Origin of the sequence: Hymenobacter sp. 15J16-1T3B, assembly GCF_020711235.1 — a bacterium.
Taxonomy (GTDB): Bacteria; Bacteroidota; Bacteroidia; order Cytophagales; family Hymenobacteraceae; genus Solirubrum.
Window position 1 is genome coordinate 1 of record NZ_JAJFAV010000024.1, and the last position, 25,946, is coordinate 25,946.

Annotated in this window: 20 protein-coding genes; 11 read left to right on the top strand and 9 right to left on the bottom strand. The window is 68.2% G+C overall.

What is annotated here, in order from left to right; translation table 11 throughout:
• A partial coding sequence (locus LJ737_RS25475; protein WP_227769599.1) for a hypothetical protein occupies nucleotides 1-183 on the bottom strand: 183 nt, incomplete at its 3' end.
• A gap of 140 nt (nucleotides 184-323) precedes the next feature.
• On the opposite strand from LJ737_RS25475, the gene LJ737_RS25480 reads away from it, so the two are divergent.
• Entirely contained in the window at nucleotides 324-800 is a 477-nt protein-coding gene (locus LJ737_RS25480; RefSeq protein WP_227769600.1) for a DinB family protein, read from the top strand.
• Between the two features lie 156 nt (nucleotides 801-956).
• Here LJ737_RS25480 and LJ737_RS25485 read toward each other — a convergent pair whose 3' ends face one another.
• Nucleotides 957-2,618, bottom strand: a complete 1,662-nt coding sequence (locus LJ737_RS25485) for a flavin monoamine oxidase family protein (RefSeq protein ID WP_227769601.1) — start codon at nucleotides 2,616-2,618, stop codon at nucleotides 957-959.
• 176 nt (nucleotides 2,619-2,794) lie between these two features.
• On the bottom strand, nucleotides 2,795-3,367 hold the full coding sequence (locus LJ737_RS25490; protein ID WP_227769602.1) for a class I SAM-dependent methyltransferase: 573 nt from the start codon (nucleotides 3,365-3,367) through the stop codon (nucleotides 2,795-2,797).
• 216 nt (nucleotides 3,368-3,583) lie between these two features.
• Here LJ737_RS25490 and LJ737_RS25495 point away from each other — a divergent pair, with 216 nt between their 5' ends.
• Complete coding sequence (locus LJ737_RS25495) at nucleotides 3,584-7,843, top strand: T9SS type A sorting domain-containing protein (protein ID WP_227769603.1); 4,260 nt, start codon at nucleotides 3,584-3,586, stop codon at nucleotides 7,841-7,843.
• A gap of 122 nt (nucleotides 7,844-7,965) precedes the next feature.
• Here the strand turns inward: LJ737_RS25495 and LJ737_RS25500 are convergent, their stop codons facing one another.
• The gene (locus LJ737_RS25500; protein WP_227769604.1) at nucleotides 7,966-9,459 is read right to left on the bottom strand and encodes an NCS1 family nucleobase:cation symporter-1; all 1,494 of its coding nucleotides are present in this window, start codon (nucleotides 9,457-9,459) and stop codon (nucleotides 7,966-7,968) included.
• 230 nt (nucleotides 9,460-9,689) lie between these two features.
• Between LJ737_RS25500 and LJ737_RS25505 the strand changes: the two genes are divergently transcribed.
• The 5 genes from LJ737_RS25505 to LJ737_RS25525 all read left to right on the top strand — a co-directional run bounded on the left by LJ737_RS25505 (nucleotide 9,690) and on the right by LJ737_RS25525 (nucleotide 13,525).
• Nucleotides 9,690-10,550, top strand: coding sequence for a universal stress protein (locus tag LJ737_RS25505; protein ID WP_227769605.1), 861 nt, complete (start codon nucleotides 9,690-9,692; stop codon nucleotides 10,548-10,550).
• Between the two features lie 186 nt (nucleotides 10,551-10,736).
• Entirely contained in the window at nucleotides 10,737-11,045 is a 309-nt protein-coding gene (locus LJ737_RS25510; RefSeq protein WP_227769606.1) for a hypothetical protein, read from the top strand.
• A 37-nt stretch (nucleotides 11,046-11,082) separates the two neighbouring features.
• Nucleotides 11,083-11,376, top strand: a complete 294-nt coding sequence (locus tag LJ737_RS25515) for a hypothetical protein (protein ID WP_227769607.1) — start codon at nucleotides 11,083-11,085, stop codon at nucleotides 11,374-11,376.
• 130 nt (nucleotides 11,377-11,506) lie between these two features.
• Nucleotides 11,507-11,815 carry a hypothetical protein gene (locus LJ737_RS25520; protein ID WP_227769608.1) on the top strand — a complete coding sequence of 103 codons (309 nt, stop codon included), beginning with the start codon at nucleotides 11,507-11,509 and terminating at the stop codon, nucleotides 11,813-11,815.
• Nucleotides 11,816-11,986: 171 nt separating this feature from the next.
• Nucleotides 11,987-13,525 carry a SulP family inorganic anion transporter gene (locus LJ737_RS25525; protein WP_227769609.1) on the top strand — a complete coding sequence of 513 codons (1,539 nt, stop codon included), beginning with the start codon at nucleotides 11,987-11,989 and terminating at the stop codon, nucleotides 13,523-13,525.
• 401 nt (nucleotides 13,526-13,926) lie between these two features.
• On the opposite strand, the gene LJ737_RS25530 is transcribed toward LJ737_RS25525, so the two are convergent.
• The 5 genes from LJ737_RS25530 to LJ737_RS25550 form a co-directional block, all read right to left on the bottom strand.
• Entirely contained in the window at nucleotides 13,927-14,313 is a 387-nt protein-coding gene (locus LJ737_RS25530; RefSeq protein ID WP_227769610.1) for a DUF3037 domain-containing protein, read from the bottom strand.
• Nucleotides 14,291-15,079 (bottom strand): HipA family kinase, encoded by a 789-nt coding sequence (locus tag LJ737_RS25535; RefSeq protein WP_227769611.1) that lies wholly within the window; start codon nucleotides 15,077-15,079, stop codon nucleotides 14,291-14,293. Before LJ737_RS25535 ends, LJ737_RS25530 begins: the two co-directional genes overlap by 23 nt.
• 465 nt (nucleotides 15,080-15,544) lie before the next feature.
• Complete coding sequence (gene uvrA / locus LJ737_RS25540) at nucleotides 15,545-18,103, bottom strand: excinuclease ABC subunit UvrA (protein WP_227769612.1); 2,559 nt, start codon at nucleotides 18,101-18,103, stop codon at nucleotides 15,545-15,547.
• A gap of 310 nt (nucleotides 18,104-18,413) precedes the next feature.
• Nucleotides 18,414-18,881 (bottom strand): peptide-methionine (R)-S-oxide reductase MsrB, encoded by a 468-nt coding sequence (gene msrB / locus LJ737_RS25545; RefSeq protein WP_227769613.1) that lies wholly within the window; start codon nucleotides 18,879-18,881, stop codon nucleotides 18,414-18,416.
• A 175-nt stretch (nucleotides 18,882-19,056) separates the two neighbouring features.
• On the bottom strand, nucleotides 19,057-20,406 hold the full coding sequence (locus LJ737_RS25550) for a leucine-rich repeat-containing protein kinase family protein (RefSeq protein WP_227769614.1): 1,350 nt from the start codon (nucleotides 20,404-20,406) through the stop codon (nucleotides 19,057-19,059).
• Nucleotides 20,407-20,849: 443 nt separating this feature from the next.
• Here LJ737_RS25550 and LJ737_RS25555 point away from each other — a divergent pair, with 443 nt between their 5' ends.
• The 4 genes from LJ737_RS25555 to LJ737_RS25570 all read left to right on the top strand — a co-directional run bounded on the left by LJ737_RS25555 (nucleotide 20,850) and on the right by LJ737_RS25570 (nucleotide 25,847).
• A complete protein-coding gene (locus LJ737_RS25555) occupies nucleotides 20,850-21,563 on the top strand; it encodes a dioxygenase family protein (RefSeq protein ID WP_227769615.1) in 714 nt (237 codons plus the stop codon).
• Nucleotides 21,564-21,647: 84 nt separating this feature from the next.
• On the top strand, nucleotides 21,648-22,184 hold the full coding sequence (locus tag LJ737_RS25560; RefSeq protein WP_227769616.1) for a hypothetical protein: 537 nt from the start codon (nucleotides 21,648-21,650) through the stop codon (nucleotides 22,182-22,184).
• A complete protein-coding gene (locus LJ737_RS25565) occupies nucleotides 22,165-22,854 on the top strand; it encodes a pirin family protein (RefSeq protein WP_227769617.1) in 690 nt (229 codons plus the stop codon). Before LJ737_RS25560 ends, LJ737_RS25565 begins: the two co-directional genes overlap by 20 nt.
• A gap of 233 nt (nucleotides 22,855-23,087) precedes the next feature.
• Nucleotides 23,088-25,847, top strand: coding sequence for a T9SS type B sorting domain-containing protein (locus LJ737_RS25570; RefSeq protein ID WP_227769618.1), 2,760 nt, complete (start codon nucleotides 23,088-23,090; stop codon nucleotides 25,845-25,847).
• Nucleotides 25,848-25,946 lie beyond the last annotated feature (99 nt).

The window sequence follows — 25,946 nt, forward strand, 5'->3', positions numbered from 1 at the left end:
GCCTACAGCCGTGCTGTCGGCGGGGCCGGCGTCGTTGGCGGGATGCGCCGGGCCGCTGATGGCGCGCACCGTGCCAAAGCCCCGAACGCAAAACGACCCCGCGGCCGTCTGCCGCGGGGTCGTCAGAAGAAAGGCCCGCCGCCACAGCCGGTCCCACACCTGAAACCGACCGAGTTGCCGCATATTGGCGACTGGCCTCGGGTTCTTAAACGCAGCACACGGGCGGCATGTGGCGTTATTACTACTCGTTTTGGCCTGTGGCAAACACTGATTCTGCGTCTGCGTAGTTATGCACCGCGCCGGCCCCAGCCGGCCTTGCTGCCATGGACAAGCACACCCGCGCCACCCTCGTCAAGGAGCTGACGGCCCTGCTGGAACAGGGCCAGGCCCACGTCACGTTCGAAGAAGCCACGGCCGACGTGCCCGCCGCGCTGCTCAACCAGCGCCCCGACGGGCTGCCCTACTCGCTGTGGGAGCTGGCCGAGCACGTGCGCATCGCGCAGTGGGACATCCTGGAGTTCAGCCGCGACGCCCGGCACGAGTCGCCGCAGTGGCCCGAGGGCTACTGGCCCGCCGACCACGCCGACGCCGCGCGCTGGCAAGCCACGCTGCAACAGATCAAAGAGGACCGCACCCAGTTTCTGGCCTTGCTCCAGGACCCGGCCCATGACTTGCTGGCGCCCCTGCCCCACGGCACCGGCCAAACCCTGCTGCGCGAGGCCTTGCTTATTGCCGACCACACCGCCTACCACACCGGTCAGATCATCCTGGTACGCCGCCTGCTGAACGATTGGGACTAATCGGCGCCGCGGGCGCCAGGCCCGCGCCCAAGGCAGCGCCCCTGCTTCGCGTTTGGCCAGGTGGTAGGGCCCCGACCCGCCGTTCCGGCAACGCAACGGCCCGGTGCTTTGGCTGAAAGAACGAGGTCGTTTTTCGGATCAGGGCGGTGAGTCGGCTTACACCAGCGCCGCTTCGCGCTGGCGCAGGCGGCGGTGCAGGGCCGATTGATGGCCGTTCAGGGCTTTTTGAATGCCCTCGGCGGCCATACGCCCCGTTTCGGCGGCGCCGTTCATGTAGCCTTGGTACCAGGCGCTGCAATGCTCCCCGGCAAAGTACAGGTTGCCCACCGAGCGGCCTTCGGCCCCGGCAATGCGGGTGTACTGGCCCGGTCGGTAACAGGCGTAGCTGGCCAGCGTGAACGGGTGCGTGGGCCAGTGCATGCGTTCCACGCGGCCGTTGTAGCGGCCTCGGGCGCTGGGCCAGGCGGCCTCCAGCACCGGCAGGTAACGGCTCACCTGGCTTTGGGGTGAGCCGGCGCCCACGCGCTGGCCTTCCTGCCCGCCCAAATACACCGTGTAGGCCGACTGCGCGGTGGGCTGCAGCTGCCCCGAGTCCCATCCGCTCTGCACGGGCCGGTCGGAGAAGAGGTAGCCGGTGTAGCCGTCGGTGCGCCAGGGGCGGCCGTGGAAGCCCAGAAACAGCTTGGCGTTGGTGCCGTAGCCCAATTGCTGGATGGCGGTGGTTTTCCAGGCCGGCAGGTTCACCTGCAAATCCACCTGCCGCAGCACCGTGAAGGGCAAGGTCAGCACCACGTAGTCGGCCACCACGTCGAGGGGTTGCGGGGCGCCGGTCTGGAACATGAGCACGTACTGGCCAGCGGCGTTCTGGGCCACGCGCAAGAGTTTGTGCTGCAGGTTGAGTTGCCCGCCGAGCTGCTGGGCCAGCGCGTCGGTCAGGCGCTGGTTGCCGCCCTGAATTTTGTACCGCTCGTCGCTGACGCCGAAGATGTCAAACGTGCCCTTGTGGGTGTCGGCCGAGAACAGCCAGAGGAAGTTGATGGCCGTTTGCTCGGTGGCTTCGAGGCCGTACTCGGTTAGGTAGGCCACTTCCAGCAGCGTGCGAATCAGCCCCGGCCCCATGCCGATGGAGTCGAAATACTGGCTGATGGAAAGCCGGTCGAAGCGGGCTGCGGCAGCCGTCAGGTTATCGAAGGTGATGGTGTTGGGCAGGGAGCGGCAGTCGGCCCCGATCTGGCGGGCGTAGGGCTGAAAAGCCTGAATTACCTGCGCCACGGTGTACTGCTGCCCCCCGAAAAAGTACGCGTCTTTTCGGAGCACCGTTTCGCTGGGCGCCTCCACGTCGTAGAGCGGCAGGCCGAACTCGCGCACCAGCCGTAGCATGTCGGTGTGGCCGCTGTCGATGAATTCGCCGCCGAGCTCGGTGGTCAAGCCCGGGGCCATAAGGTCGCGGGCGGTGAATATGCGGCCGCCGGCGCGGTTGCTGGCCTCGTACACGTCGGCGCGTAGGCCGGCCTTCAGCAGCTGGTAGGCGCAGTTCAGCCCGGCCATGCCCGCGCCCACCACCGCAATGCGCGGCGGGGCGCCCTTGCCGTCGAAGCTGCCGCGAGCGGCCGTGGGGGCGGCGGGCGCAACCGTGTCGGCTTCGCAGGCCGCCAGCAGGCCGCCGGCCCCCACCAGCAAACCCAGCTTGGCGGTGTTGGCCAGAAAGTCGCGGCGGCTCTGGCTGGTGGCCATGTCGGCCAGGGTTTCGGCCGACGGGGCACCGGGCTCGTTGGCCGCTACGGCCAGGCCGAAGGCCCGCTGCAGGGCACGAAGCAAAGGGGTTCGGGCGGCGGGGGTTGGGGTAAAGCGTGGCTCCATAGGGGAACGAACTGGTGTAATTTGACACTAAACATAGTTATTCCTATATAAAATGTAAATGTATTTACACAAAAGCTCTCGAGTTATCCGGAGCAGCTTGCCGCGGATTAGCAGGGAGCTTCCCCTCCCCCGTTTCAGACCGCCGGGGCCTCGGCTGCCGGTGCGTAGGTAAACACATGAGCGGGCGGCAGGTTGAGCAGCACGTGCTCGTGCCCTTCCAACCGGAAAAACCGCTCGAACAGGCGGCGGTTGCGCTCCGAGTACTGAAACAAAATCAGCCGGCCGGCGGGCAGCAGCACCTCGCGGGTATGGGCCAGCACGCGCCAGCCCAGCCGCCGCGGCAGCGAAGAAAACGGCAGGCCGCACACCACGTAATCGGCCGCAGTCAGGCCGAGGGCCTGCAGGTACTCGGCGGTGCGGTCGGCCGAGCCGTGGATGATGTGCACGCCGACGTGGGCGGCGTAGCGCTCCTGCAGCAGCTGGCAGAAGCGCCGGTTCACCTCGATGAGCACGATGCGCGTCTCGGGGCGGCGCCGCTGCAGCAGCGCCTCGGTAAAGACGCCGGTGCCCGGGCCGTACTCGACGATGCAGCCGGCGCGGCCGAAATCGATGGGCGCCATGACCTGGGCCGTTAGCTCCGGGGAGCTGGGCACAAGCGAGCCGACAACGGCGGGGTTGCGAAAAAATTCACCAATAAAGCTAGCCATACAACGCGGCAGGGCCCTTTGCCGGGGCGCCCGCCCGGCTTTGTACGGCCGGCAGCGGCGTGGGTGGCGGCGGCTGCGAAACGCGCGTAGCGGTTAGATTATCCAAATAATTGAATACGACAATTAAATCTTTACATTGTCGACACAGTGTCAGGGATTTGGCCCATCACCGCCCGTCGCTGCCCGGTTCCCTTCCATCCACTTTTTCCTTTTTCTATGCCCCCAGCATTACCCCTCACCCAGCGGCTCACCCAATGGCTGCTTTCCTGTTGTAGGCGCTTCGGCCCGCCGGTGGCGGGGCTGCCCGCCCTGCTGGCCCTGTGGCTGCTGAGCGCCGCGGCGCAGGCCCAGGCCCCGGCCAACGATGACCCCTGCGGCGCCGTGCAGCTCAGCCTCAACGGCAGCCTGTGCGTGACGCCCACCGTGGGCACCAACGTGGGCGCCACCACCACCGCCGTCAACGGCACGGTGGCCAACACCTGCGGCGCCTTCAACAACACCGCGCCCAAGGACGTGTGGTACAAGTTTACCACCGCCACCACGGGCGCGGGAAGCGCCGGCGCCACCATCACCGTGACGGGCAACCCCGCCGGCTTGATTCGCCTGTTCTCGGCCAGCTCCTGCACGAGCACCTTCACCCAGATTACTTGCTCGTCGTCGAATGCGGCCAACACGGCTGCCCCGCGCCTCGTGACGGGGGCCCTGCAGCCCGGCACCACCTACTACATCCAGGTGGCGGGCTACACTTCCACCGACACCCAGGGCCAGTTTACCATCTGCATCACCGACCCGCCCACCTGCGGCGCGCCGGCCGTGCTCGGCGTGACTTACCCGACGGGCACGTCGGCCTCGGTGTCGTTTACGCCCGGCCCGGGCAACACCACGTTTACAGCCGTGCTGCAGGGCGGCACTGGCGGGCAGCAAACCGTGAACAACGCCACCTCGCCGGTGCTGTTTACGGGCCTGACGCCGGGCACCACCTATTTCGCCTCTATCCGCACGGAGTGCGGCGGCACCACGCTGCAGTCGCCGTTTTTCAGCTTCACGGTGCCCCTGCTCAACGATGACCCCTGCGGGGCCATCAGCCTGCCGGTGGGCGCTACCTGCAACCCGACCACCGGTACCACCTTTGGGGCCGGCACCACCACGCCCAACGGCTACACCAACCCCAGCTGCGCCGCCGACGCCAGCCCCATGGACGTGTGGTACCAGTTTACCACCCCGGCCACCGGCGGGGCCAGCACCAGCGCCACCGTTACGGTGACGGGGGCGGCGGCCGGGCAGGTACGCCTGTTCTCGGCCGCCTCCTGCAGCGGCAGCCTGACGCAGCTGGCCTGCTCGCAGGCGGCCACCGGCGCGGCGGCTCCGCTGAGCTACACTTCGCTCACGCCCAGCACCACCTACTACGTGATGGTGGCCGGCTACAGCGACACCAGCCCGCGCGGGCAGTTCACCGTCTGCGTGACGGGCGCCCCGGCCTGTCCCGACCCGACTAACCTGGCCATTACCGGCGTCAACGCCACCACGGCCAGCCTCGCGTTTACGCCCAGCGGCAACGCCACCAGCTACATCGTGACCTACACGCCGCAGGGCGGGGGCACCACCACGACCGTGACGCCCGCCCCGACGACTTCGCCGGTGGCGCTGACGGGCCTGACCACCGGCGTGACCTACAACGTGACGCTGCAGAGCGTGTGCCCGGCCGGCACGGGTTCGGTGCTCACGCGCACCTACACGGCCAGCGGCGGGGCCCCCGCCAACGACGAATGCGCCGGCGCCACGCCCATCACCAGCATCGGCATCAGCACCTGCGGGGCGGCAGTGCCGGGCACCATCACGGCGGCCACTTCCTCGACGGGCGCTCCGGCCCCGGGCTGCGCGGGCTTCCAGGCCACCACGCTGGACGTGTGGTACAGCCTGACGGTGCCCGCCAACGGCAACATTCAGGTGGAAACCGGGCCCGGCGCCACCAACAGCATGACTGACACTGGCTTGGCCCTGTACTCGGGCAGCTGCGGCAACCTCACGCTGCTCGGCTGCGACGACGACAGCTCGCCCAACGGCAGCTTCTCGCTGCTGCGCCGCACCGGCCTCACGCCGGGCAGCACGGTGTACGCGCGGGTATGGAAGTTCAACAACACCGCCGGCACCGACTTCACCATCTGCGCCCAGACCGACGCGCCCTGCGGCACGGTGAGCAACCTGAGCGTGAACAACATCACCGCCACCTCGGCCGCGCTGACGTTTACGGCGCCCACCGGGGCCACCAGCTACACGGTGACCTACACGCCCACCGGCGGCACGCTGAGCATCCTCACGCCCAACCCCACCGCCTCGCCGGCCCAGCTGACCGGCCTGACGGCCAACACGACTTACACCGTTACCATTCAGGCCACCTGCGCCGCCGGTACCGGCCTGCCGTTGGCCCTGACCTTCACCACCGCCCCGCCGCCCCCGGCCAACGACAACTGCGCGGCCCCGACCAGCCTGACGGTGGGCACCAGCTGCACGCCCGTGACGGCCACCACGGTGGGCGCCACGGCGTCGGCTGCCCCCATCACGGCACCGAGCTGCACCACGGGCGCCGTCAACGACGTGTGGTTTAGCCTGACCGTGCCGGCCAACGGCATCGTGCAGGTCACGACCGGCGCGGTGAGCGGCAGCGCCGTCACCGACACCGGTCTGCAGCTGTACTCGGGCACCTGCGGGGCGCTGACCTCGCTGGGCTGCAACGACAACTTCGGCTCCACGAACTTCTCGCAGGTGCGCGCCACCGGCCTGACGCCCGGCAGCACGGTGTACGCCCGCGTATGGCAAGTCGGCAGCACGGCTGGCGGCCAGTTCACGGTGTGCGCCGCTACCGACCCGGCCTGCCCGGCCGTGACCAACCTGGCCGTCGGCAGCATCACCACCACCTCGGCCAGCGTGAGCTTTACTCCGCCCAGCGCCGGCACCAGCTACACGGTGACCTACACGCCCACCGGCGGCTCGGCCACCACCGTAACGCCCACGCCCACCGGCTCGCCGGTGGCCCTGACGGGCCTGGCTCCCGGCACCACCTATACGGTGTCGGTGGTGAGCAACTGCCAGCCCGGCGAAACCTCGGCGGCGGCTACCACCACGTTTACGACCACCTCGTGCGTGGCCCCCACCGGCCTGAGCGTGACGGGCATCACCACGACCACGGCGACGGTGAACTTCGGCGTCGGCAACGGCTCGAGCTACACCGTAACGTACACGCCGCAGGGCGGCTCGGCCACGACGGTGACGCCCAACCCCACGGCTTCGCCGGTGGCGCTGAGCGGGCTCACGCCGGGCACCCAGTACACGGTGCGCATCGTGAGCAACTGCGGCAGCGGCCAGAGCGCGGCGGCCACTACGACGTTTACCACGCTCACGCCCTGCAACCCGGTGACGGGCCTGGCCGCGGGCAGCATCACCACCACTTCGGCTAGCCTGAGCTTTACCGGCTCGGGCGCCAGTTACACGGTGACGTACACGCCGCAGGGCGGCTCGGCTACGACCGTCACGCCGGCCCCCACGGCCTCTCCCGTCAGCCTCACGGGCCTCACCCCGAACACCCAGTACACGGTATCGGTGGTGAGCAACTGCGGCAACGGGCTCAGCTCGACGCCGACGACCACGACCTTCACCACGCTGGCGCCCTGTAACGCTGTAACGGGCTTGGCGGCCGGCAGCATCACCACGACCTCGGCCAGCCTGAGCTTTACGGGTACTGGCTCGAGCTACACGGTGACGTACACGCCGCAGGGCGGCGCGGCCACGACGGTAACGCCGGCGCCCACGGCTTCGCCGGTGGCGCTGGCGGGCCTGACGCCGAATACGCAGTACACCGTGTCGGTGGTGAGCAACTGCGCCGGCGGGCAGACCTCGGCGGCCGCTACCGCCACCTTCACCACGCTGCCCACGGCCACCTGCGCGGCGCCGACCGGCGTGGCGGTGAGCGGGGTGACGTCGACGGCGGCCACGGTTACCTTTACGCCCGCCGCCGGGGCCGGCTCCTACACGGTGACCTACACGCCCACGGGCGGCGCGGCGCTAACGGTGGTGGGCACCGGCTCCCCGGTCGCGTTGCCCGTTCTGACGCCGAACACGACCTACTCGGTGACGGTGGCCAGCACCTGCGGCAGCACCACGTCGGCGCCCTCCACGGCCGTCACGTTCTCGACGTTGGTGACGGCCTCCTCGAACGGCGCTCTGGCCCAGCAAGTGCAGCTGTACCCCAACCCGGCGCAGCGCAGCTTCTGGCTGGAAGTGCCCGCTTCGCTGAGCCGCAAAGCCGTAACGGTGACGCTGTTCAACAGCATTGGCCAGCAGGTGCAGCAGCGCACCCTGCCGGCCGCGGCCAACGGCAGCAAAGCCGCCTTCGACGTAGCCCCGCTGCCGCGCGGCGTGTATTCCCTGCACCTGACCACCGAAGCCGGCGTGCTCATCAAGCGCCTCGTGGTGGAGTAAGCGGCGCGGAGCCAGTCACCGGCTCCGAGTTAGTTTGTTCGTAAAAAAGGCCCCGCAGCACGTGCTGCGGGGCCTTTTTGTTGGTTCGGCGTGGGGAATGTGCCGGCGGCGACCCAGCGGAATTACCCGGCCACGGCCAGCGGCACCGGCGCGGTGCGCGGGCGCATCAGCGCCACGTACAAGCCGCCGGAGAGGAAGAAGCCCACAAACCAGGCGTAGTTGTAGAGGCCGGCCAGCCAGGGCCACACGGCGCCGGCGGGCAGCGCGCCCACGGCCTGCAGAAAGCCCGGCACGTTGGGCAGAATGCCAATGGCCAGCGCCAGCATGGCCGCCCGGTTGATGCCGCCGCGGTAGGCATAGCGGCCGTCGTAGCGGTAGAGGTCGGGCACGTCGAGTTGGCGGCGGCGCAGCAGGTAGTAGTCGGCTATCATGATGCCGCCGATGGGCCCGAGCAGGGCCGAGTAGCCCACCAGCCAGGTGAAAATGTAGCCCGAGGGGTCGGCAATGAGCTTCCAGGGAAAAATGAGCAGGCCGATGACACCGGTGAGGTAGCCGCCGGTGGTGAAGCTGATGCGCTGCGGGTTGAGGTTGGCAAAGTCGTTGGCCGGGCTCACGATGTTGGCGGCAATGTTGGTGGCCAGCGTGCTCAGGGCCACGGCCAGCATGGCCACCGACACCAGCAGCTTGCTCTCGAACTTGCCGGCCAGCACCACCGGGTCCCAAATGGTTTGGCCGTAGATGACGAAGGTGGCCGAGGTCACGACCACGCCCACGAAGGAAAACAAAGTCATCGACGTGGGCAGGCCCAGGGCCTGGCCCAGCACCTGCGCCCGCTGCGAAACGGCGTAGCGGGTGAAGTCCGGAATGTTCAGCGACAGGGTGGCCCAGAAGCCGACCATGCCCGTGAGGGCCGGAAAGAAATAGGCCCAGAACTCGGCGGCGGAAGCGAACTTGCTGGGCCGGGCCAGTATCGGCCCCAGCCCGTGCCCGGCCGAAATGGCCCACCACAGCAGGGCTACGGCCGCGACTGGCAGGAAAAACGCCTTGAACACCAGCAGCTTCTTGATGCTGTCGACGCCGAGGTAGACCACGTACATATTCAGGGCCCAAAACAGCAGAAACACCAGCGCCGGCCCGGTAGCCAGCCCCCAGGAGGCCGGAAACACCGGCGGCAGCTGGCCCAGCGCCGGCCACCAGAGCACGGCCATCTGGTAGAGGGCAAAGCCGCCAATCCACGTCTGAATGCCGAACCAGCCGCAGGCAATGACGGCGCGCAGCAACGCGGGCACGTTGGCCCCGCGCACCCCGAACGAGGCCCGCGCAAACACCGGGAACGGAATGCCGTAGCGGGCCCCGGCGTGGCCGTTGAGCAGCATAGGCACCAGCACCACCGTGTTGCCGAGGAAGATGGTCAGCAGGGCCTGCCACCAGTTCATGCCCCCGTCGATGAGCGAGGAAGCCAGCATGTAGGTGGGAATGCACAGGCTCATGCTGATCCAGAGCGCGGCGTAGTTGGCGGTGGTCCAGGTGCGGGCCGGGGCGGGCACCGGCGCGAGGTCCTCGCTGAGCAGGCCGGGGCTCAGCGGTTCGGTGGTCGTGGGGGCAGCGGGGTTCATGGCGGTGCGGGACGAATGACGTTCGAGGCGAAGTATAGCAGTTTGCCAAAGCATTTCGAAGCCAACCACTTCCGCGCCCCCGGCCGCGGCCGCAACCGGGCCGACCGTGCGGGCGGTGGCGGCCCAGCGCTTGTGGGCGCCGCACGCCTCAAATCCAAATTATTTTTAATATATTCCCATTCAACCCCACGTGCCGCCGAATTCCCTTCCTCTTCCCCACTTCCCTAGCCATGCAACACCTCCTCGTTCCCACTGATTTCTCCCCCGAAGCGCACCACGCCTTCGAGGTGGCGCTGCAGCTGGCCCGCCGCACCGGGGGCCGCATCACCTTGCTGCACGTGGTGGATACCCCCGGCGCCGCCGGCGTGGTCTCGACGGGCTCGGCCGCCGGCGGTTCCGGTCTCGACGGCGTGTTTATGGTGCAGTTGCTGCAGGCCACCAAGCGCCGCATGCACGAATTGATGGCCGAAGCCGCCCGCACCCAGCCCGAGGTGCCGGTGCAGGACATCGTGGCCACCGGCGACGTGGACGCGGCCGTGCTCGATACCATCCGGGCCCAGCACATTGATTTGGTGGTGGTGGGCGCCCACGAGCACACGCCCGGCTCGCACCTGCTCTTCGCGCCCGATTCGCACGCCGAGCGGCTGGTGCGGCTGGCGCCCTGCCCGGTGCTGACGGTGAAGCACCCGGCCCCGCAGTTCGACGTGCGCCACATCGTATTTGCCTCCGACTTCGCGCCCGAAGCCGACGGGGCCGCGGCCAGCCTGCGCCAGCTGTGCGCGGCCTTCCCCGAGGCCACCCTGCATTTGCTCGACGTGGTCACCCACGCCAGCGACTACGCCGCGGCCGAGGCCCGCATCCACGCGTTTGCCCAGCGCCACGACTTGGCCGCCTACGAACCCGACGTGGTCGACGCGCCGGCGGTCAGCGCGGGTATTCCGCGCTACGCCGCCCAGGCCCACGCCGATTTGGTGGTCATGCTCACCCACGGCCGCACCGGGCTGCGCCACTGGCTGCAGGGCAGCATTGCCGAAAGCGTGGCGGTGCAAACGGCCGCCCCGGTGCTCACGTTTCACGCCCCGGTGGCGTAGGGCCGCCCCGGCCCAGGGCCGTGCAGCCCTGGCCCGCGCGGGCCCGACTCTTTTACACTTGGCGGCGGCCTTAGTGCCGGCGCCGCTACTTCGTCGGCTCCGTATTCACCGGCGCAAAATCCCATTTTGTACGGGTTTACCGGGCCAGCCTTTTGGGCAACTTTAGGTGCTCCTTCTCCCCCTGCCATGCTTAGCTCAGCGCCCCCAGCCAGTTCATGGCGCATCCTGCGCGTGTACGCCGAAACCAGTGGTGCCGCGGTAGCGCTGATCCTGGTCACGCACACGCGCACCGGCACCGACGTGTACGAAGTCGAGCTGCCCTACCTGCTGTGGGAGTCGCTGGGCACGCGCGCGGCGGCCGGTTTCGTCACCCGCCTCTACCGCTGCCACTGCCCCGAATCGGTGCAGCACCTGGGTCTGTGCGCGGTGCGCCGCCGCATTGCCGCCAGCCTGGCCGCGCACCACCACGACCTCTTCCCCAGGCTGCACTCCTAGCGCCCGGCCCGTCCCGCTTCTCCGCCTCTCCTCTTGCATGAGCGTCCCCATCTCCTACACCATACAAGCCAGCGCCGCGCCCCGCTGGGCCATGGTTCGCGTGCGCATCCGGTGCCGGGCCGATAGCGGCTCGCACCGCTGGCGCATGGAAATGCCGCGGCTGCTGTGGGCGTCGATGGGCACCGAGCAGGCCGCTGCCTTCATCACCGAGCAGTACTTCGAGGCCTACCCGGCCACGCGCGAGCTGGTGGGCAGCGCGCACATTTCCTGGGCCATTGCCACTTCCCTGCTCGATACGGAACAGTACTTCACGCCGGAGGACGGCACCTGAGCCGCAGCGTAAATCCGAAGTTTCCGGCCGCAAAATCCGTACAAGTTCGGGAGCCAAAGCCGGGGCGCCGCCCGTTTCCGCAGCGGCCTTTGCAGGGGCCTGGCCCTCCCCTTACCCCAGACACCTCGTTATGCCTACGTCTACGTTGAGCTCCTCGCTGCGGCTGCACATGGTGCCGGCCGGCCGCCGCCTCGACTTCGCCCAGGTGCCGGGTCACTACGCCTACGTGTACCGCCGCAGCCGCTACGCGCCCTGGGAGTGCATTGCCCACAACGCCCGCAGCCCCTTCGTCGACTCCGCCCCGCTGCCCGTGGGCGCCCCGACGGAGTACGTGGTCGTGTACCAAGACGCGGCGGGTCACGTCACGGCCGCCACCAGCATCGTGCCGGCCCTGTCCGCGCAGCTGCCGCCCACTACCTGCCTGCTGGGGCTGCGCTGAAGCCGGGCGCCGGCTTTGGGGACCGATGCCCTATTTTTGCGGCACGTATGCCTTTCTTCTCCGCGTTTCTTTTCCGGCTGACTCCGCCCTGAGAACGGGCCTGCATGCTTGGTGCCGCCGCTTCGCCCCGCGCAGCGTGCGGCTTTTCTTTTGCCCGTTCTCAGCTCTTGTATGATTTCGCTTCCCGCCTATCTGGCGTCCTACAAAGTCAACGTCAAAAATGAAATCCTGGCCGGCCTGACCACCGCCCTGGCCCTGGTGCCGGAGGTGGTGGCCTTTGCCCTGCTGGCCCACATCAGCCCGCTGGTGGGCATTGGTTCGGCCTTCGTCATCTGCCTGCTCACCAGCGTTTTCGGCGGACGACCCGGTATGATATCCGGCGCGGCGGGCTCGGTGGCAGTGGTCATCGTGAGCCTGGTGGTGCAGCACGGGCCCGAGTACCTGTTTGCGGCCGTGGTGCTGATGGGCCTGATTCAGATTGCCATCGGGCTGCTGCGCTTCGGCAAGTTTATCCGGCTGGTGCCGCAGCCGGTGGTGTTCGGCTTCGTCAACGGCCTGGCCCTGATCATCTTCATGGCCCAGCTGGAGCAGTTCAAAGTGCGCGACGCGGCTACCGGTACCGCGCATTGGCTCACGGGCATGCCCTTGCTGCTGATGCTGAGCCTGGTGGCGCTGACCATGGCCGTGGTGTACCTGCTACCGCGCCTGACCAAGGCCGTGCCCGCCTCGCTGGCGGCCATTGTCGTTACCTCGGCGCTGGTCATCCTGGGCGGGCTCGACACCAAGGCGGTGGGCGACATTGCCTCCATCAAGGGCGGGCTGCCGCAGCTGCACCTGCCGCAGGTGCCCTTCACCTGGGCGACGCTGGCCGTGGTGGCGCCCTACGCCCTCATCATGGCCTTGGTGGGCCTCACCGAAAGCCTGCTGACGCTGACCGTGGTGGACGAAATGACCGACACCCGCGGGCGCGGCAACCAAGACTGCGTGGCCCAGGGCCTGGCCAACGTGGCCTCGGGCCTGACCGGCGGCATGGGCGGCTGCGCCATGATCGGGCAAACGATGGTGAACCTGGAGTCGCGGGGGCGCGGGCGGCTGTCGGGCGTGGTGGCAGCGGTGGCGCTGGCCTTGTTCGTGGTGGTGGGTTCGGGCCTGATCGAGCGGCTGCCCTTGGCGGCCCTGGTGGGCGTGATGTTCACGGTGGTCATCAGCACCTTCGAGTGGGCCAGCCTGCGCATTTTGCGCCGCATGCCCCGCACCGACGTGGCCGTGATGCTGCTGGTGACGGTGGTAACGGCCGTGTCGCAGAACCTGGCCTTGGCGGTGCTGCTGGGCGTGGTCATTTCGGCCCTGGCCTTTGCCTGGGAAAACGCCAAACGTATTCGGGCGCGCAAGTACGTGGACGCGGCCGGCGTGAAGCACTACGAGCTGTACGGCCCGCTGTTCTTCGCCTCAGTGCAAGCCTTCACCGAGAAGTTCGACCCCGCCACGGACCCGCAGCAGGTCGTCCTCGACTTCCGCGACAGCCGCGTGGCTGATATGTCGGGCCTCGACGCGTTGCACAAGCTCACCGAACGCTACCAGCGCCTGGGCAAGACCCTGCACCTGCGCCACCTCAGCCCCGACTGCCGCCAGCTGCTGCAAAACGCCGGCGCGCTGGTGGAAGTGAACATCCTGGAAGACCCCGAGTACCGCGTAGCCACGGACGCGTAGGCCCTTTTCCCAGCCCGTAGCCTAGATGTCAAGCATCTAGCAAAGCGGGCGGATTTACATGCCATCGGTTCACCCGGCCATCATGGCGAGCGAAGCGCGGCAATCCTTCCTCTCGCGGCACGACGGGACAAGAGGCACAAACCGAAAAACACTACCGCCCGAAACTCCAGACGCGAAGTTTCGGGCGGTAGTGTTTTGGGGTAAGTAGGTATTGCCTCGGCAGTGCTACTAGCGGAACGATTGCCGCGCTTCGCTCGCAATGACGGCGGGGCGAACCGTCCTGCCTGCGCGCAGTGCCGGATGGTGCTACTGCTGGTGCTGATTTTCGACTTCCTTGCCTTGCTTGCAGCGCGTCATTCAAGAAAACGCACCAAGCATTTCCTCGGGGCCAGAAGTGAAATCTACTCCACTAGCTGCGCGTGCAGGCGGTCAAGCGTCTCGGCCGCGTCGTGGCAGAGGCCGGGGTGCACGGCCGAGGTCTGCACGATGGTGCTGCGGGTGGCGGTGAGCCAGCGAAACCGCTCGGCCAGCCCCAACTGCCCGATGGGGCCGCCCTCCTTGCGCCCGCGGCAGATTTTGTCGAAGGCGTGCAGGCGGGCGGTTAGCTCCCCAAGGTCCACGGCGTCGCCGGCGAAGGCGCGCAGGCGGGCTTCGCGCAGCAGGTAGCGGCACTGCAGAAAGCCCTGGTCGCGGCAGTAGAGCACCACGCCCACGTTGAGGAACTCCTCGCGCTCCACGCGCGGCACCACGCGCAGCACGGCGTACTCAAACAAGTGCTTGTCGGGCATGGTCGGCTTCGGTGGTGAATGACTCGGAGGCGGCCACGCGGGCCGTCAAAAACTGCACGTAAGCGGCGCGCTGCTCCGCGGGGCTTTGGTCGGGCTCCACGAGCCATGCATCGGGAACCAGCCCCACGATGCCCTCGATGACCGCGGGCGTGAGGCGCGGGCGCAGCTCGGCGTCGGCGGCACGCAGCTCGGTGGCGCGGGGCAGCAGCACGTGGTCCTTGATCTGCGGGAACGGGCGCGGCCGGGTGGCCCAGCCGGGGCCGGTGTGGTGGGCGTATAGGGCCGCGCCGTGGTCGATGAGCCACAACTCCTTGTGCCACATGAGCATGTTGGTGTTGCGGGCGGTGCGGTCTACGTTCAAGGTCAGCGCGTCGAGCCACACCACCTGCGAGGCCAGGCGGGCATCAATGACGGTGACGAGCGGATCGAAGGTGATGGCGCCGGAGAGGTAGTGCAGGGCCAGGTTCAGGCCCTCACTGGCCCGCAGCAGGTCCTGGATTTCCTCGTCAGGCTCGGTGCGGCCGAAGGCTTCGTCGAGGCCCACGAACACCAGCTCGGGCACGCGCAAACCGAGCACGCGGGCCAGTTCGCCCACAATCAGCTCGGCAATGAGGGCCTTGGGGCCCTGACCGGCGCCGCGGAATTTGAGCACGTACAAAAAGCCGTCGTCGGCTTCGACCAGGGCGGGCAGGGAACCGCCTTCGCGCAGGGGCGTGACGTAGCGCGTCACGTCGACGGTGCGCAGGGCGGGAGTAGCAGCGGACATAGGGTGCAGGTGGATGTCGGGGCGCAAAGAAACGGATGGTTCCGCTTACGGCGCGGGGGCCGGGTGTTTAGGGAAGGCTTCGCGGTGGTACGTGTGGATGTTTCGCGTTGCTTGGTCCATGCATAACACGCCATTTGCCCCTCATCTGGCATCCACGCATTCGAAGCAGCGTTGCCCTTGGGCCTAAGCTTTATTACACCACCCCGATCCGTATCAAACCGAAGTTTATGGCGTTTCGCGGGCTTCACTACACAATCACTCCAGCCCGTCATGTCGAGCGAAGTCGAGACATCTCGCGTGCTGATGCCGGATAGTAACCTCAACGAGCAGATTACTATCCGGCAAGGTGTCTCGACTTCGCTCGACATGACGGACGGCTGTTGGCCGATCGGGCGAGGCCGGGAGGTGCGGAGGCCGAGGTGGTGTGGCTGGGCAGGCATGGCCGTGCCGGAGTCCCAACCGAGCTTAACCGCGGCGGAAGCGGGCCAGGTAGGGCGCCGTGCGGCTTTCTTTGGCCTTGGCCACCGCGGCCGGGGTGCCTTCGGCCACCACGTGGCCGCCCTCGTCGCCGGCGCCGGGGCCCATGTCGAGCACCCAGTCGGAAGCGGCCACCACGCGCATGTCGTGCTCCACCACCACCACCGTGTTGCCCGCGTCGACGAGGCGGCTGAGCTGGGCCAGCAGTTTTTCCACGTCGGAGGGGTGCAGGCCGGTGGTGGGCTCGTCGAGCACGTAGAGGGCGTCGCCGCGCTGGGCGCGCTGCAGCTCGGTAGCCAGCTTGATGCGCTGGGCCTCCCCGCCCGACAGCTCGGTGGCGGGTTGGCCGAGGCGCAGGTAGCCCAGCCCCACTTCGCGCAGCACGCCGAGGGCGCGCTGCACGGTGGGTTCCTCGTCGAAGAACTCGTAGGCCGCGTCCACCGTGAGGTCGAGCACCTGGGCAATGTTTCGGTCGCGGTACTGGATTTCCAGGGTTTTGGCGTTGTAGCGGGCGCCGTGGCAGACGGGGCAGGGCGAGTACACCGAGGGCAGAAACAGCAGCTCCACCATCACAAACCCCTCGCCCTGGCAGTTTTCGCAGCGGCCCTTGGCCACGTTGAAGGAGAAGCGGCCCGCGTCGTAGCGGCGCTGCCGGGCCTGGGGCGTGGCCGCAAACAGCTTGCGCACGTGGTCGAACAGCCCGGTGTAGGTGGCCATGTTGGAGCGCGGCGTGCGCCCGATGGGTTTCTGGTCCACGCGCACCAGGCGGCGGATGCCCTCCAGCCCGCCGACAATGCGGCCTTCGAGCGAAGCCGGCGCGGCCGCGTGCAGCGGGTCTTCTTCGCCCGCCTCCGCCGAGCCCTCGTCGTCGTTCCTGACGCCCAAGGCCTCCGCTACCAACTCCACCAGTACTTGGCTCACCAAGGACGACTTGCCCGAGCCCGACACGCCCGTGACGGTGGTGAGCACGCCCAGCGGAAACTGCACGCTCAGCCCGTCGAGGTTGTTGCGGCGCACGCCTTCGAGGCGCAGCCAGCCGGCGGGCTCGCGCGGCGGCCGGCTGGCGGGGGCCTCTTCCCGGAACAGGTAGCGGCGCGTCTGCGAGGCCTCTACCTCGGCCAGGGCCGGCACGGGGCCGCTGTAGAGAATCTGGCCGCCCTTCTCCCCCGCCGCGGGCCCCACGTCCACCAACCAATCGGCCTGGCGCACCACGTCGAGGTTGTGCTCCACCACGAAGAGGGTGTTGCCGGCGGCTTTGAGGCTGTGCAGGGCGCGCAGCAGGGCTTCGGTGTCGGAGGGGTGCAGGCCGGCGGAGGGCTCGTCGAGCACGTAGACCACGCCGAACAGGTTGGAATACAACTGGGTAGCCAGCCGCAGGCGCTGCAGCTCGCCGGGCGAGAGGGTGGGTGTGCTTCGTTCCAGCTGCAGGTAGCCCAGCCCCAGGTCGAGGAGCACGCGCAGGCGGGCCGTCAGGTCGCAGGCAATGCGGCGGGCCACTTCGGCCTGCTCGGGGTGCTCGGCGTCGTGCTTTTTGCGGCCCTTGGCGGTGCCCTCGGCGTAGGGCTTCAGCAGCTCGGCCACACGCTTGAGCGGTTGCCGGGCCATGTCGGCAATGTCGAGACCGGCGAAGGTGACGCTCAGCGACTCGGGGCGCAGGCGCTTGCCGTGGCAGGTGGGGCACTCGGTGCTGAGCATGTACTGCAGGGCGCGCTTTTTCATCAGCGGGCTCTGGGTGGTGGCGAAGGTGTGGAGCACGTGGCGCCGCACGCTGGTGAAGGTGCCCATGTAGTTGGGCGGCTCCTTGCGCTTGAGGGCGCGCTGCGTTTCGGCCGGGGTGTAGCCGGGGTACACCGGCACCACCGGCTGCTCCTCGGTGAAGAGGATCCAGTTGCGCTGCGCTTGCGGCAATTCCTGCCAGGGAATATCGACGTTGTAGCCCAGGGTCACGAGGATGTCGCGCTGGTTTTGCCCGCCCCAGGCCTGGGGCCAAGCGGCAATGGCCCGCTCCCGAATGGTGAGCGTGGGGTCGGGCACCATGCTTTGCTCCGTCACCTCGTAGATGCGCCCCAGCCCGTGGCACTGCGGGCAGGCGCCCTCGGGCGTGTTGCTCGAAAACGCTTCCGCGTAGATGATGCCCTGCCCGGCGGGGTAGTCGCCGGCGCGGGAGTAGAGCATGCGCAGCAGGTTGGAGAGGGTCGTCACCGAGCCCACCGACGAGCGGGTGGTGGGCGTGCCGCGCTGCTGCTGCAGGGCCACGGCGGGCGGCAGCCCGTCGATGCGGTCGACGGCGGGCACCGACATTTGGTGGAACAGCCGCCGTGCGTAGGGCGACACCGACTCCAGGTAGCGGCGCTGGGCCTCGGCGTAGAGCGTGCCGAAGGCCAGACTCGACTTGCCCGAACCCGACACGCCGGTAAACACCACCAGCGCGTCGCGCGGAATGTCCACGTCGACGTCCTTGAGGTTGTGCTCCCGCGCCCCGCGCACCTGCACGAAGCCAGAATGAGAAGCAGCGGAATCGGGGGGCGAAGCGGGCGGTCTGGTCATGCCGGGTAAGTGAAAAGCGGGAAACGAATGCCCGAAATACGCAGCTGCCGGCAAATAGGCCACGCCCCCGCCCCCGCTGCCGCCTAACGCGGTCCTGCTCAAGCCCCACCGCCGTCTCGTTATCCGCGCCCACTCGTCCCGAAAACCAGGGCCCCGCACCGCTACAAGGGACTACTCGTCGCGACGAGTTGCCTTCCGCACCGTTACAACTGCTCACTCATTACGATGAGTAGTTTTTCGCACCATTACAACTACCTACTCGTTGCGACGACCCGTGAGAACCAAAGGTCCGTTTAGACGAAAACCCGAACTACGTGTTATCTGCGCCTACGTCGGGCGCTTCGTGGCGCAAACTCACCGAGTTGATGCAGTAGCGCAGTCCGGCCGGCGCCGGCCCGTCGGGGAAAACGTGGCCGAGGTGGCCGCCGCACGCGTTGCAGCGCACCTCCACCCGCTGCATGTGGTGGGAGTTGTCGAAGTGGTAGCTGAGGGCGTGGCGCGCGGCCGGCTGGGTGAAGCTCGGCCAGCCCGAAATGGCGTGGTACTTCGTGGCCGAATCAAACAAGAGGCTGCCGCAGCCGGCGCACACGTAGCGGCCGGGCTCATAGCTGCGGCAGTAGGCGTTGCGGTAGGGCGGCTCGGTGCCGCATCCGCGCAGCACGGCGTACTGCGCGGGCGTCAGGCGCTGCTGCCAGTCGGCTTCGCTCAGCGCCAGGCGCCGGGGCGGCTCGGGGTTGCCGTATTTGGCGTAGGTGATAACGTCGGCCCAGCGAAACATAGGGACAGCGTGGAGGGACATGAGCGGGGTACAAACGCAGCTGCGGGGCCGGTTGTTGAGTCGCCGTTTCGCCCTCGGCGGCGGTTCAACGACCAGTCAACGACCTCTTTATGACCTGGGCGCGAAGTCAAGAACCGGAAAAAAGGGAAGCCCATCCGCGCCTTTACCCGCCGGGTTACCGTTCCGTTGCGCGACCGGCGCCTAGCTCGCCTAGGGCAGTTGCAATGTCGGCAAACCGGGGGCGGGCCAGCGTATCGGGCTGCACGCACCGGCGCTGCAGCGTCCATAGGTCGTCCACTACGACTTGTTCGGCCGCCGAAAGCGCGTGGCAGTGCGTCAGCAGTTCTTCCAGCAGGCAGCCGAAAGCCCGCACTTCCAGGCGCTGCAGGCCTTGGGCCGTGGCCGCATCGGCCGGCTCGAAAAAGCTGGCCGCGCCAAAGTCGCCGAGCAGGGCGTGGCCGGCGGGCTCCACGAGGATGTTGTGGGCGTACAGGTCGCCGTGGGTAATGCCCTGCGCGTGCAGGTGCGCCGCGGCGCCGGCAATGCCCGCGGCAATGCGTAGGGCGGTCGGAAGCGTGAAGCGGGTGTCGGGAGCGTACACGTCGCGGGTGCAGGTAGCGAAGCTGGGCGGCCCGGCGAGGTTGCCGTAGCTGGGGCGGATGAGCGGCAACACCAAGCCCTCGGCCCCGGCCGGGTGCCCCGTTATCTGCCCCTCCACCCCGATCAGGTGCGCGTGGCGGCCGGCACTGATGCAGGCATCCATTTCGCTGTGGGGCAGCCCGTCGCTGGTCACGGCGCCTTTGAACAGCTTCACGGCCACGTCCTGCGGGGCGGCACCGGCCGGCTGCCACGTCGCCCGGCTGATGACGCCCGAAGCCCCTTCGCCCAACTGCTCGTGCAGGGTCAGCTCGGGCCAGGCAATCTGGCGAATGGGGTGCCGGGCCAGCACGGCTTCTTCGCTGCGGTCGGCGAAGGGGTTGCCGGCGTAGGCCAGCCAGCTCAGGCGCGGCAGGGTCAGCAGCCAGCCGGGCAAGTGGTCAAGCTCGTTGGCGGCCAGGCGCAGCAGCTCCAGCTGGTGGCAGTTGGCCAATTCGGCGGGCAGCGCGCGCAGCTTGTTGCCGGCCAGCATGAGCTTCTGCAGGTGCTGGCAGCGGCCGATTTCGGGCGGCAATGCCTGCAGTTGATTATCGGTCAGAATCAGCCAGCGCAGCCGCGGCGGCAGTGCGGCGGCCGGCAGCGTGCGGATCTGGTTGGCCTTGAAGCCCACCATGCTCAGCGCGGTGCACTGGCCCACGGCGGCGGGAACTTCCTCGAACAAGTTGTCGGAGCAGAAGAGGATGCGCAGGCGGTGCAGGCGGCCCAGGTCGGCGGGCAGCGTGCGCAGGCAGTTGCCGGAAAGGTTGAGGACTTCCAGCGTATCGGCCAGGTCAAATATTTCGCGCGGAAACTCCGTGAGGCCGGCGGCAAGGTCGAGGCGGGTGGCGCCGGCCAATTGCCCGGCGCGGAGCTGTTCGAGGGTGTGCATCGGGGCAAAGGTCGGCAGCGGGCGCCGGACCGTCCGGTTGCGCGTGGCAGTGGGCCAAAACTCGACCAGTCGACGCTTTTTCTCGACCACCGCTCCGTCTGGGCGGCCCAACTCACCCAACAGCCAAAGTACCATTTCAATTCATTGATTCTACCGCGGAGCGCCACTGCTGAAATGCTTCCTCTGCCTCCGCAAAAACGCGCAGCTGCGACCGTGTCCGTGGCAAGCACATCAGCTAACAGCTGCTGTATTTCACGCCAAAACCACCTGGCAGCGCTTTTACCAATTGCTACTCCCCTCCTTGCGACGGCCGCTACGGGCCGCGAAGGAACGCCTTGGTTCGTCGGCACAATTGCCCGGGTAGTCGATTCCAGACAGCGCCTTAAAAAGGATAAATACAACTTCGATCCAGCGAATCAGTCACCCGTAACGCAACTACCTGCATGGAACGCAAGCACTTTTTGAAGAGTCTCCTGGTCGGGGCCGTGACGGCCCCGGCGCTGTTGTCGGCCTGCGGCAAGGATGAGGTGACCCCGGACGCCTCGGGCTCCACCACCACGGGCGGTACCACGGGCAGCTGCTCGGCGGCCCCCACCGAAACCGAGGGCCCCTTCCCCACCAAGCAGCCGGCCTCCTACGTGCGCTCCGACATCCGCGACGGCAAAACCGGGCACCTGCTCACGGCCAAGGTTACCATCACCAACACCAACAACGGCTGCGCCGCTCTGGCCGGGGCACTGGTCGACATCTGGCACTGCGACGCCGAGGGCAACTACTCCGAGTACGGCGGCACCCAGATGCAGTCGACCAACTACCAGGCGGTGCACTTTTTGCGCGGGCGCCAGACCACCGACGCCACCGGGCTGGTCACGTTCACCAGCATCTTCCCGGGCTGGTACTCCGGCCGTGCCACCCACATCCACGTGCACGTGTACTCGGCCAGCGGGCAGTCGTTGAAAGTCACCCAGATTGCCTTCCCCGAAGGCTCCGGCTCGGCCGTGGCCCTGGTCAACGGCTACGCCAAAGGCCTGACGGGCTACACCCCCAACGCCCAGGACAACGTGTTCAGCGACGGCGTGAGCCTGGAGCTGGCCACCGTCACCGGCAACACCACCGACGGTTTTCAGCTCTCCATCTCGCTGGGCGTCCCGGCGTAGGCCAAGCAGAAGTGGCGAGTGACGCTCACGAAGCCAGAATTACCACTCTCCATTGCACCACCTCCCCATTTCACAACTTGTTCCATGCCCCGCACCATCACGCTCTGCTACCGCAAAATCATCGACGCCGCGGCCACGACGGCCTGGGACCGGCTGGTGTGGGAGGACACCTACCAGGAGTTTCGGCTGCAGGCGCAAACGCTGGACCCGGCGCGGCAGCACCGCACGTTTGGGCAGTTGCTGCAGCACGTGGCCGGGGCCGAGCGGCTGCATTTCCTGGTCAGCGCGGCCGTGCGCGGCTATTTGCAACAACTCGGCGGGCTGGTGCCCGACATTGTCGACAACCTGGGGCGCCGCTTTCTGCCGTTCAGCCAGTTCCAATTCGAGCTCATCAACTCCGACCTGCAGGACCGCAGCCGCCACCAGGTTGCCGTCAACTTCTACTCCGACGCGCTGACTTGGCACGACACCATCAGCACCAACCTGCTGGTGTCGGTGGCCGGGGCAGCGCCCGCCGCACCCGGCGCGGGCCAGCCCACCCACTTGGTGGCCCTGCAGCCCTTTCTCGCCATCAGCACCCTGCTGCCTGCCGCTCCGCCCGATGAAGCAGACGCCCGCTAAAATCTTTCTGGCCGAGCAGCGCGGGCTGCTGGAAACCGCGCAGTTCCGGCGCTACTGCACCCTGCGCTTCGGCCCTTACGCCGACGCGCACAAGGGCCCCGTGGGCCGCCTGCGTGCCCTGAACGACGAGTTGCTGGCCGGCGGGCAGTCGGTGCGCTTCCGCGCCGAGGCGCCCGCCCTGCTGCTGGTGCTGCCCATCACCGGCGAGGTGCGCGTGACCGGCCCTCAGGGCACGCCCACCGCCGTCGACGCGGGCGAAGCGCTGCTGCTGCCCCTGCCGGCCGGCGCCGACGCCGGGTTTCGGAACCCGTACACGGCGGATGTCGTCAACTTCCTGCACCTCTGGCTCGATGCCCCGGCCCCGCTGCCGGCTTCGCAGCGCTTTGCTTTTTCCGCCGCAGCATTGGACAATCAATTGGCCGCCGTGGTGCCCGCCGGCAGCGGCCTGGGCTTCGGGCTGCACCTGGGCCGTTTCGCGGGGCGCCACGAGGCGGTTTTTCAGCTGGCCGCGGACGCGCAGCTGTTCGCCTTTGTGGTGGCCGGCGCCTTCGAAGTAGAAGGCCGCCTGCTGCACGAAAAAGACGGCCTGGCCCTTTGGAATACCGCCGCGGTGGAGTTGGAAGCCCTCAGCAACGACGCGCTGGTGCTGGTGCTGGAACTGGCCCTGTGACCGGCGGAGTCGAGGAGGAGTGGCCGGCGGGCCGGCAGCGCGTGCTGCTGCGCCGCTCATCCGCCAGGTGGGCCCAACGCTAGCACTGCTTGCAGCGCGGGCATACCAGAAAGGCCCCGCCGGCGTTGTGGAATGCGTTTACCGCCGGGCCCCACCCGGAGCGCGGCTGCCGCTTAGTGTTATGGCAGCGGCCTGGCGGCGCTACTCCACCCTGTCACCAATCCCCGATTCACTTGACTTATTGGTTACTCCGGCAGCTACGCGTGAGCTGCCTTATTGTCTGCGGCCTGCTGTGCAGCGGCCGGGCCCGGGCGCAAGCGCCTTCCTTCGATTGGGCCGCCACGGTGTCGGCGTCCGCGCCGACGGGCGGCTTTGTCGGCGACTCGCGCATAAACGACATGGCCACCGATTCGGCCGGCAACACCTACGTGACCGGGGGCTTTCGGAACACGGTGCGTTTCGGCACCGCCACCTACAACGCGTCCAACCTCGGCAACGACATCTTCGTGGCCAAGTTCGACGCCCGCGGCACCCTGCGCTGGGTGCGGCAGGCGGGCGGCAACGACAACGGCGACGAGGGCCTGGGCCTAGCCCTCGATGCCCGCGGCAACGTGTACGTGACGGGGTATTTCATCAGCACGACGGCTTCCTTCGGCAGCATTTCGCTCACCAGCCCCGTCGTCCGCAATCCGCAAGTACCGGGGTACGCTGCCTTCGTGGCCAAGCTGGACAGCAGCGGCAACTGGCTGTGGGCCAGATGCCCCGGAGGCAACGGCCCGCACCGCAGCGCCGACATTGCCGTCGACCGGGCGGGCACGGCCTACATCACCGGCCAGTTCTGGCAAGCGGCCACCTTCGGCAGCACCACGCTGACCAACTCGGTTGCGACGTCCTGGCCCGTCAATCCCGACGCCTTCGTGGCGCGCATCGACAGCCAAGGCAACTGGGGCCGGGCCGTGGCCGGGGGCGGGCCGGACGCGGACGGCGGTTTGGCCATTGCCCTCGATGCCCAGGGCAACGTGTACCAGACCGGCTTCAGCGTGGGTGCCAACAACCGGTTTGGCCCGCTGACGCTTGCCACGGGCTGCACATTCGTGAGCAAACTGGACGCGCAGGGCACCTACCGCTGGGCAGTGCCCAGCAGCAACCTCGCGCCGGGCCAGCTCTGGCTGACTTCGGCGTTGGCCGTCGACGCCAGCGGCAACTGCCGTTTTAGCGGCAGTTTCAGCGGCACCTACAGCTTCGGCTCCATCACGCTCACCAGCCCCCCGACGACGCTCACCGCCTACGTGGCCCAACTGGACGCCAACGGCGGCTACCGCTGGGTCCGGCCGTCGATCGGCTCCAGCAACGGCGGATGGGCCGCCAACGCCCTCGCGCTGGACGCCGCCGGCAACTGCTACGTCGGCGGTGTTTTTTACGGCACCGCGCAGATCGGCTCGGCGGCGTTGACCAGCGCGGGCTCCAACGACGCCTTCGTGGGGCAGCTGGACGCCGCCGGCAATTGGCGCTGGGTCATTGAGGTGCGCGGCACGCGCGAGGACGCGGCGACTTGCATTGCCTTGGCGCCGGGCCGTTCCACCCCCAGCATAGCCGGCAATTACAGCTCGCCGTTGCTGGATTTTGGCCAGGGCCTGACGCTGCCGGGGCTTTACTACTCCACGTTCCTGACCCGGGCCCAGCCGCCTCCCTCGCTCCGGCTCGCGGGCGACACGCTGCTTTGCCAGGGTGGGCAGCTGCAACTGGCGGCCCAGACCACCGGCGCCGTGACGGGTCACCTGTGGAGCACGGGCGCCACCACTCCGAGCATCACCGTCACCGCCCCCGGCACCTACTCCGTGACGACCACGTTCCGCGGGGGCTACACCCTGACGGAGCGTATTCGGGTACGCAGCATCAGCCCGAGCGTGCAGATTACGGGCGCCACCGCCATCTGCCCCGGCACTGCCCTGCCCTTGGCGGCGCAGGCCCCGGGGGCGCAGAGTTACCTCTGGAGCACGGGCGCCACCGCTGCGGGCATTACCGTCACGACGCCCGGCGCCTACGCCGTGACGGCGCGCTTTGGCAGCGGTTGTGCCGTTACGGCTACGCACATCGTGGCGGCCAACACGGTGAGCATCAGCGGACGGCAGCAGCTGTGCCCGGGCCAGAGCACCACGCTCACGGCCGCGGCCAGCGGCGCGGCCGTGACGGGCTACCTGTGGAACACCGGCGCCACCACCGCCACCCTGCTCGTGGGGACGCACGGAACGTACTCGGTTACGGCCAGCTTCGCCGACGGCTGCCGCCGCACGGCCACCCATACCGTGGGCCCGCCCGTGGCCAGCGTCGCCTCGGTGAGCGGCGACACGCTGCTGTGCGCGGGCCAGAGCCTACAGCTCACGGCAGTCAACCCCGACGCGCTCAGCTACCGCTGGAACACCGGTGCCACCACGCCCGGCATCACCGTCGCCCGCCCCGGGCTCTACGCGGTGCTCCTGACCTACGCCGGCGGCTGCACCAGCCGCGACTCGCTGCTGGTGCAGCCGGCCCCGCCGGCTCCGGCCTTCACGCTCGGCGCCGATACGACCCTGTGCCTGGAGCAGCCGCTGGTGCTGCGCGCCCCTGCCCTCAGCGGCCCGGGCCTGCGTTACCGCTGGTCCGACGGCTCCACCGGCCCCACGCTCACCGTTACCGAGCCGGGCAGCTACGCGCTGACCGTCAGCTCGCTCTGCGACACGCGCACCGTTGCGCGGCGCGTGAGCTACCAGAGCTGCCTGTTCCTTCCGAACGTCATCACCCCCAACGGCGACGGGCAAAACGACCGGTTCGTCGTCAACGGGCTGACGCGCGGCGACTGGGAACTTACGGTCTTCAACCGCTGGGGCCGAGAGGTCTACCGCAATCCGGCCTACCGCCACGACTGGGGCGCCGATGCCCCGCCCGGCACTTACTATTACCTGCTGCGGCAGGGCCGCACGAGCTACAAGGGGCGTCTGGAAGTGGTCCGCTAGCCGCTTCTTACCCGCTGCACCGACTGCGGCCCGCTCGCACGCCACTCGGGCGCGCAGAGTGGGCCGCTCTGGGTTGTAGCACGCGGTCAGCTGGCGCGG

Bases quoted from the DNA above. Each gene is read 5' to 3' on its own strand.
- LJ737_RS25535 (WP_227769611.1), bottom strand. From the start codon at position 15,079: ATGTCCGCTGCTACTCCCGCCCTGCGCACCGTCGACGTGACGCGCTAC.
- uvrA (WP_227769612.1), bottom strand. From the start codon at position 18,103: ATGACCAGACCGCCCGCTTCGCCCCCCGATTCCGCTGCTTCTCATTCT.
- LJ737_RS25480 (WP_227769600.1), top strand. From the start codon at position 324: ATGGACAAGCACACCCGCGCCACCCTCGTCAAGGAGCTGACGGCCCTG.
- LJ737_RS25555 (WP_227769615.1), top strand. From the start codon at position 20,850: ATGGAACGCAAGCACTTTTTGAAGAGTCTCCTGGTCGGGGCCGTGACG.
- msrB (WP_227769613.1), bottom strand. From the start codon at position 18,881: ATGTTTCGCTGGGCCGACGTTATCACCTACGCCAAATACGGCAACCCC.
- LJ737_RS25520 (WP_227769608.1), top strand. From the start codon at position 11,507: ATGCCTACGTCTACGTTGAGCTCCTCGCTGCGGCTGCACATGGTGCCG.
- LJ737_RS25515 (WP_227769607.1), top strand. From the start codon at position 11,083: ATGAGCGTCCCCATCTCCTACACCATACAAGCCAGCGCCGCGCCCCGC.
- LJ737_RS25560 (WP_227769616.1), top strand. From the start codon at position 21,648: ATGCCCCGCACCATCACGCTCTGCTACCGCAAAATCATCGACGCCGCG.
- LJ737_RS25525 (WP_227769609.1), top strand. From the start codon at position 11,987: ATGATTTCGCTTCCCGCCTATCTGGCGTCCTACAAAGTCAACGTCAAA.
- LJ737_RS25510 (WP_227769606.1), top strand. From the start codon at position 10,737: ATGCTTAGCTCAGCGCCCCCAGCCAGTTCATGGCGCATCCTGCGCGTG.
- LJ737_RS25500 (WP_227769604.1), bottom strand. From the start codon at position 9,459: ATGAACCCCGCTGCCCCCACGACCACCGAACCGCTGAGCCCCGGCCTG.
- LJ737_RS25495 (WP_227769603.1), top strand. From the start codon at position 3,584: ATGCCCCCAGCATTACCCCTCACCCAGCGGCTCACCCAATGGCTGCTT.
- LJ737_RS25505 (WP_227769605.1), top strand. From the start codon at position 9,690: ATGCAACACCTCCTCGTTCCCACTGATTTCTCCCCCGAAGCGCACCAC.
- LJ737_RS25565 (WP_227769617.1), top strand. From the start codon at position 22,165: ATGAAGCAGACGCCCGCTAAAATCTTTCTGGCCGAGCAGCGCGGGCTG.
- LJ737_RS25490 (WP_227769602.1), bottom strand. From the start codon at position 3,367: ATGGCTAGCTTTATTGGTGAATTTTTTCGCAACCCCGCCGTTGTCGGC.
- LJ737_RS25550 (WP_227769614.1), bottom strand. From the start codon at position 20,406: ATGCACACCCTCGAACAGCTCCGCGCCGGGCAATTGGCCGGCGCCACC.
- LJ737_RS25530 (WP_227769610.1), bottom strand. From the start codon at position 14,313: ATGCCCGACAAGCACTTGTTTGAGTACGCCGTGCTGCGCGTGGTGCCG.